Source organism: Pusillimonas sp., assembly GCF_035515275.1.
Classification (GTDB): Bacteria; Pseudomonadota; Gammaproteobacteria; order Burkholderiales; family Burkholderiaceae_B; genus Pusillimonas.
Genome location: NZ_DATJBQ010000175.1, coordinates 1 through 5404, shown reverse-complemented (window position 1 = coordinate 5404; position 5404 = coordinate 1). Strand labels below are relative to the sequence as shown.

Annotated in this window: 6 protein-coding genes; 3 read left to right on the top strand and 3 right to left on the bottom strand. The window is 60.4% G+C overall.

From position 1 onward, the window contains the following. Positions 1–28: 28 nt before the first annotated feature. A complete protein-coding gene (locus VL003_RS12615) occupies positions 29–634 on the bottom strand; it encodes a glycerophosphodiester phosphodiesterase family protein (protein ID WP_325443001.1) in 606 nt (201 codons plus the stop codon). A gap of 192 nt (positions 635–826) precedes the next feature. On the opposite strand from VL003_RS12615, the gene VL003_RS12610 reads away from it, so the two are divergent. Then, positions 827–2797: a SurA N-terminal domain-containing protein gene (locus VL003_RS12610; RefSeq protein WP_325442999.1), complete on the top strand. Its 1971-nt coding sequence runs from the start codon at positions 827–829 to the stop codon at positions 2795–2797. Between the two features lie 65 nt (positions 2798–2862). Here the strand turns inward: VL003_RS12610 and VL003_RS12605 are convergent, their stop codons facing one another. Further along, positions 2863–3525, bottom strand: a complete 663-nt coding sequence (locus VL003_RS12605) for an arylesterase (RefSeq protein WP_325442998.1) — start codon at positions 3523–3525, stop codon at positions 2863–2865. On the opposite strand from VL003_RS12605, the gene VL003_RS12600 reads away from it, so the two are divergent. Next, positions 3524–4195, top strand: coding sequence for an ABC transporter ATP-binding protein (locus VL003_RS12600; RefSeq protein WP_325442997.1), 672 nt, complete (start codon positions 3524–3526; stop codon positions 4193–4195). The two genes, VL003_RS12605 and VL003_RS12600, sit on opposite strands and share 2 nt — an antisense overlap. Before the next feature lie 16 nt (positions 4196–4211). Next, positions 4212–5057: a peptidoglycan DD-metalloendopeptidase family protein gene (locus tag VL003_RS12595; protein WP_325442995.1), complete on the top strand. Its 846-nt coding sequence runs from the start codon at positions 4212–4214 to the stop codon at positions 5055–5057. Positions 5058–5107: 50 nt separating this feature from the next. Here VL003_RS12595 and VL003_RS12590 read toward each other — a convergent pair. Then, a partial coding sequence (locus tag VL003_RS12590; protein ID WP_325442993.1) for an ACT domain-containing protein occupies positions 5108–5404 on the bottom strand: 297 nt, incomplete at its 5' end.

The following is a 5404-nucleotide window of genomic DNA, read 5'->3' as shown; positions in this document are numbered from 1 at the left end:
GCGTGTCGGTAACTGAACAAGAGCGGGCCTATGTAAGTTGAAGTGCGCCGGGCAGTGTGTCGATGGCATCGGTAAAGACTGCATCGCAGCCCCATTGCAGCAGCTGCTGTGCCCGAGCGGGGTCGTTGACTGTCCAGCCGGCTATTTTATAGCCTTTGGCGTGTACGGCCGCGACCAGCGCAGAATCAATGCCGCTTTGTTCCAGGTGCAGGGCCGCGCAGCGCAGGCGTTCCAGCCGCTGTGCCCAGTCGGATGGCAACGGGGCCGGCAACAATAAGGCGCGCGGCAGCTTGGGCGCGGCCTGGCCTGCGGCTTGCAGGGCGGTTTCCGAAAACGAGGAAAGCAAGGGGGCGACAGCGCTGTGCCGCCAAAGCGTTGAAGCAATGCCTGCCACCAGTGTGCCGGTCAGGAGTTCGCGCCCGGGCTGGGGCTTGATCTCTATATTGCTGCACAGGCCGTTGGCCTGGGTGAAGGCCGCCACCGAATACAGGGTGGCAAGGGGTTCGCCTGCATAGGCGGCGCCATGCCAGGCGCCGAAGTCAAAGCGGGACATTTCGGCAAAGCTGAGTTCGTCGGCGTTGCCCCGGCCGTTCGAGGTGCGCTGCAGGCTTTGATCGTGCAATAAAATCGGCACATTGTCGCGGCTTAGCGCGACGTCGTATTCGACATGCCCAGGCCATGGCGGGCTGCCATGCGCATGGCGGCCAGGGTGTTTTCGGGCGCCAGGTTTCCGGCGCCCCGGTGTGCAATAATTCTAGGGTAAGGCCACATAAGCGCCGCGTGTTATAGGTGTTAAACTGCAAAGCTTCGGTCTGCGAGTCCATTCATGTTCGATTTTATCCGTACGCATCAGCGTTTGATGCAATTGGTGTTGCTGATTCTGATTCTGCCGTCGTTCGCCCTGATCGGCGTCAGTGGATATACCAACTATGTGTCGGGCGACCACGATCTGGTCGAAGTCGGCGATACGGCCATTACCCAGCAAGAGTTCGACGAGGCACGCCGCAACCAGTTGCAGCGCATGCAGGCCAGCGCCGGCAGTGCATTTGACCCGTCCACGCTCGACACGACGCAAGCTCGTACGGCCTTGCTTGAATCCCTGATACAGCGTCGCCTGATCATCAACGAAGCCACCCAGGAACGTTTCAGCGTGTCTGATGCGCGGTTGCGCGAAGCCATTGCGTCTATTCCCGAGCTCTGGGTAGACGGGCGTTTTTCGCAAGAGCGTTATACGCAGGTGTTGGCGTCGATGGGCGTAAGCAGCCGCGATTTCGAACAAGGGCAGCGCGCCGAACTGGCATTGCAACGCGTGCTTGGCCCCGTTGGCGCAACCGTAGTGGTTCCCCCCAGCGTTACCCAGTCTGTCGAGCAGGCCCTTACCGCCCAACGCAGTATTCGTCTGCAAGCATTCGATGCGGCCGCCTACGCCGACAAAGTACAGGTCAGCGACGCCGACATCAAGGCTTGGTACGACGCCAACCAAAATCAGCTGCAGGTACCCGAATACGTCTCGGCCGATTATCTGTTGCTGGACGAGTCCGCCGCCATGCAGGGGCTCCCCGAAATCACCGAATCAGAAATGCGTGCTTACTACGAGCAGAACAAGTCGCGCTATGTCATGCCTGCCCGGGTGCAGGTCAGCCATGTTCTTGTTCAGCCCGAGGGCGACTCTGACGCGCAACGCCAGGCCGCGCTTGAAAAAGCCACGGCCCTTTCGGCCAAACTTGCCGCAGACCCTGCCCAGTTCGCCGAAGTGGCCAAAGCCGAATCCGACGATGCCGGCACCGCTAACGACGGCGGTCGCCTGGGCTGGATCAGCAAAGGCTCGTGGCCCCAAGCGCTTGAAGAGGTGGTCTTTGCACTTGAAAAAGGCGCCGTGTCAGGCGCGGTCGAAGGCCCCGACGGCTACCATGTTTTTCTGGCCGAAGACGTCCAGCGTGAAGCCGGCGAAACGTTCGAACAGGCCAAGGCCAAGGTACAAAGCGAAATCAGGCGCCAGCTTGCGGCCGATCGTTATGCCGAAATGGCTACGCGTTTAACCGACCTGGCCTACGAAGACCAGACCAGCCTGCAACCTGCCGCGCAGGCACTGGGCCTGCAGGTGCGCAGTGCCGATGGCATCGCCCGCGATCGTCTGCTTGATCCATCCGATGTACAGGGCGGTAATGCAGCGGCTCAAAGCAACGACGCGTTGGTTCTAGACGACCCGCGCGTCAGACGTGCCCTGTTTGCCAGCCAAAGCTTCACCGACAAGCACAACTCGGGCGTGATCGAAATTTCTCCCGGCGTGCTGGTGGTGGTTCGTGTCAATCAGATTCGCCCCGCTCACGTCTTGCCGCTTGACAAGGCAAACGAGTTCATTCGCCAGCAGTTGTTGGCCGAACGCTCGCGTGACGCCGCGCGCGCGGCGGGCCAAGAGGCCCTGGCAGTGCTCAAGGGCAAGCCCGCGGCCCCAGAAGCGGACGAAGCCTTCGGCACCCTTCAAACCGTCAGTCGCGTCGATTCGCACGGTCTGGCCAAACCGGTGCTTGACGCCGCTTTTGGCGTTGATGCGTCGAACCTGCCCGCCTACGTGGGTGTTGAAGGCGCCCAAGGTTATGTGATTGTGCGCGTAGAGGGCGCCGAAGCCGGCCGCCCCGACCCCATGCTTCAGGCTTCGCTGGGGGTTCAGATCGGACAGGCCACCGGCATGGCTGAAGAGAGCGCTGTCTTGAGCGCCATGCGTGAAGCGGCCAATGTCAGGGTATTGCCGGATGCCGACAAGGCGCTGCAGCCCGAAGGACAGCCGCAGGGGTAGGCCTGGTTGCGCGTAACGAGCGGTTCGCTAGCTGCTCGTTAACGCAGTTCATATGCTGGGGTTCGCTACTTGGTACTGCGTTTTGCCGGCTCGGTTGCCAGCATAGGGTGCAGCACGGCCCAGACGTTGTCTGCGATGGCGGGTTGCGCCGCCTCGTTGGGGTGCAGCCCATCATCCAGGAACAGGTCTTTGTTCAGCGCAACCCCTTCCAGCAGGAAAGGCACCAGGGCAATGTCTCGCCGTTCGGCCAGCTCTTTGAACAGATTGTGAAAACGCTCGGTGTAGCTGCGACCATAGTTGGCGGGAATGTGCATGCCTACCAGAAGCACCCGGGCGCCCGCTTCTTGTGCCAGGCTTATCATGCTGTCCAGGTTCTTTTGCGTCACGTCCAGTGCCAGGCCGCGCAGGGCGTCGTTGCTGCCCAGCTCAATAATGACGACGGCCGGTTTATGTTGTTCCAGCGCCGCAGGCATGCGGCTTAGCCCGCCGCTGGTGGTGTCGCCGCTTATACTCGCGTTTCGCATGGCATAGTCCAGTTTTTCTTCCTGCAGCCGCCGTTGCACGATTTGAACCCAGCCTGTGTCGCGGCCTATGCCGTATTCGGCCGACAAGCTGTCGCCGACCACTAAAATGTTATGGTTTGTCTGTTTTGGGCTTTCGGCATGGGTGCTGCTGATGCCGCCCATCAGACACAGGCTTGCAATCAATAATCTCCAGCGGGTATGCATGAGTCAGGTCCATTCAATAGAAGTAAAAAATCTTGGCAAACAGGTGGTCGATTCTTCAGGAACGATCGATATTCTGGCTGACATCAGCTTTACCGTCGATGCAGGCGAGGCCGTTGCCATTACCGGTAGCTCGGGCTCTGGCAAGTCGACTTTGCTTGGATTGATGGCGGGGCTGGATGTTCCCACCTCGGGGCAGGTAAAGCTGTTGGGCCGCGATTTGTTCTCGTTGGACGAAGAAGGCCGGGCCGCCTTGCGTGCCGCCCACGTAGGCTTTGTGTTTCAGTCGTTTCAGTTGCTGCCCAATCTTACAGCACTCGAAAACGTCATGCTGCCCTTGGAACTGGCCGGCAAGCCGGCCCTGAAGGCCGCTTCCGAGGCGCTGGAGCGGGTGGGCCTGGCTGAGCGATTACATCATTATCCGCGCACCTTGTCGGGCGGCGAGCAGCAACGCGTGTCACTGGCGCGGGCGTTTGTCGTCGAACCCAGCCTGCTTTTGGCAGATGAGCCCACGGGCAGCCTGGACGAGCGTAACGGTGCCATGGTTATTGAGCTGATGTTCTCGTTGCTGTCCGAGCGCCAGACTACGCTTGTGTTGGTCACGCACGACCCCGAGTTGGCAGGCCGCTGCCAGCGTCGCCTGCGGCTGCAGGGCGGCAGGCTTCAAAGTTGATACCGAGCGATAAAACATGATCGTGATACAAAGAATTTTGGTGGCAGTATGTTTACTGGTGGCCGGTTCGGCCTGGGCCCAGGGCTATGTGGCCCGTACGCTGCATCAGCCGGTGCCCGGAGGGGTCGCAGTAGTGGCCTTGGGCGCCGGCGACGTTGCGCCTGTGGCGCATTACGACGGCAAGCCCGCTTTGGTGATGCGAGACAGCGATGGCCAATGGGTTGCGCTTGCAGGCATTGACCTTAAAACACCCACTGGCCGCCACGCCTTGAAAATGACCGTGGGCGGCCAGGCAACCACCGTTGATTTCCACGTGCAGCCAAAGCGCTATAAAGAGCAGCACATTACCCTTAAGAACAAAAGCCATGTCAACCCCGATCCGGAGCAGGTGGCGCGCTACCAGCGTGAATACAAGGCTCAAATCGACGCCTACGACAATTTCCGGCCCGACCTGCCCAGCAACGTCAAGCTCGATCGCCCGGTCGACGGCGGCAGGTTGTCCAGCCCCTTTGGCTTGCGGCGGTTTTTTAATGGTGAAGAGCGCAACGCGCATTCGGGGCTTGATTTTGCCGTGCCCCAGGGCACGCCGGTAAAGGCGCCCGCCGACGGCGTGGTCACCATTGTGGACGATTATTTCTTCAACGGAAAAACCATTTTCCTGGACCATGGGCAAGGGTTGATCACCATGTACTGCCACCTTTCGGCCGCCCAGGTGCAGGTGGGGCAGACCGTGAAGCGGGGCCAGGTAATCGGTAATGTAGGCGCCACGGGCCGTGCCACCGGGCCGCATCTGCACTGGAATGTCAGCTTGAACGGCAACCGCGTGGATCCAGCGATATTCATCGGCGAGTTTACGCCTTAGGCGACAGAACCGTTGGTTCGCCAATAGACTTGCGGCCTACCTGGCCGCGGTCAGCCTTTTACACGCACAATTTTTTGCACTTGCGGCACATGGCGCATGGCACGGATGACCTGCGCCAGATGCTTGCGGCCGTCGACCTGTACGGTAATGTGCAGCACGGCGGTCGACGAGGCGTCGTCATCGTGCATGGTCAGATGCAAAATGTTTGAATCGGCGTCGGTGATTTCGGCCGCCAGGCGGCCCAGAACGCCTTTTTCGTTCAGTACGGTTACATCAAGCCGGGTAGACAGGTGGCGTGCCGTGTTGCTGTCCCACGCTACGGGTATCCAGCGTTCGGGTTCGCGCGC

Bases quoted from the DNA above. Each gene is read 5' to 3' on its own strand.
- VL003_RS12610 (WP_325442999.1), top strand. From the start codon at position 827: ATGTTCGATTTTATCCGTACGCATCAGCGTTTGATGCAATTGGTGTTG.
- VL003_RS12600 (WP_325442997.1), top strand. From the start codon at position 3,524: ATGAGTCAGGTCCATTCAATAGAAGTAAAAAATCTTGGCAAACAGGTG.
- VL003_RS12605 (WP_325442998.1), bottom strand. From the start codon at position 3,525: ATGCATACCCGCTGGAGATTATTGATTGCAAGCCTGTGTCTGATGGGC.
- VL003_RS12595 (WP_325442995.1), top strand. From the start codon at position 4,212: ATGATCGTGATACAAAGAATTTTGGTGGCAGTATGTTTACTGGTGGCC.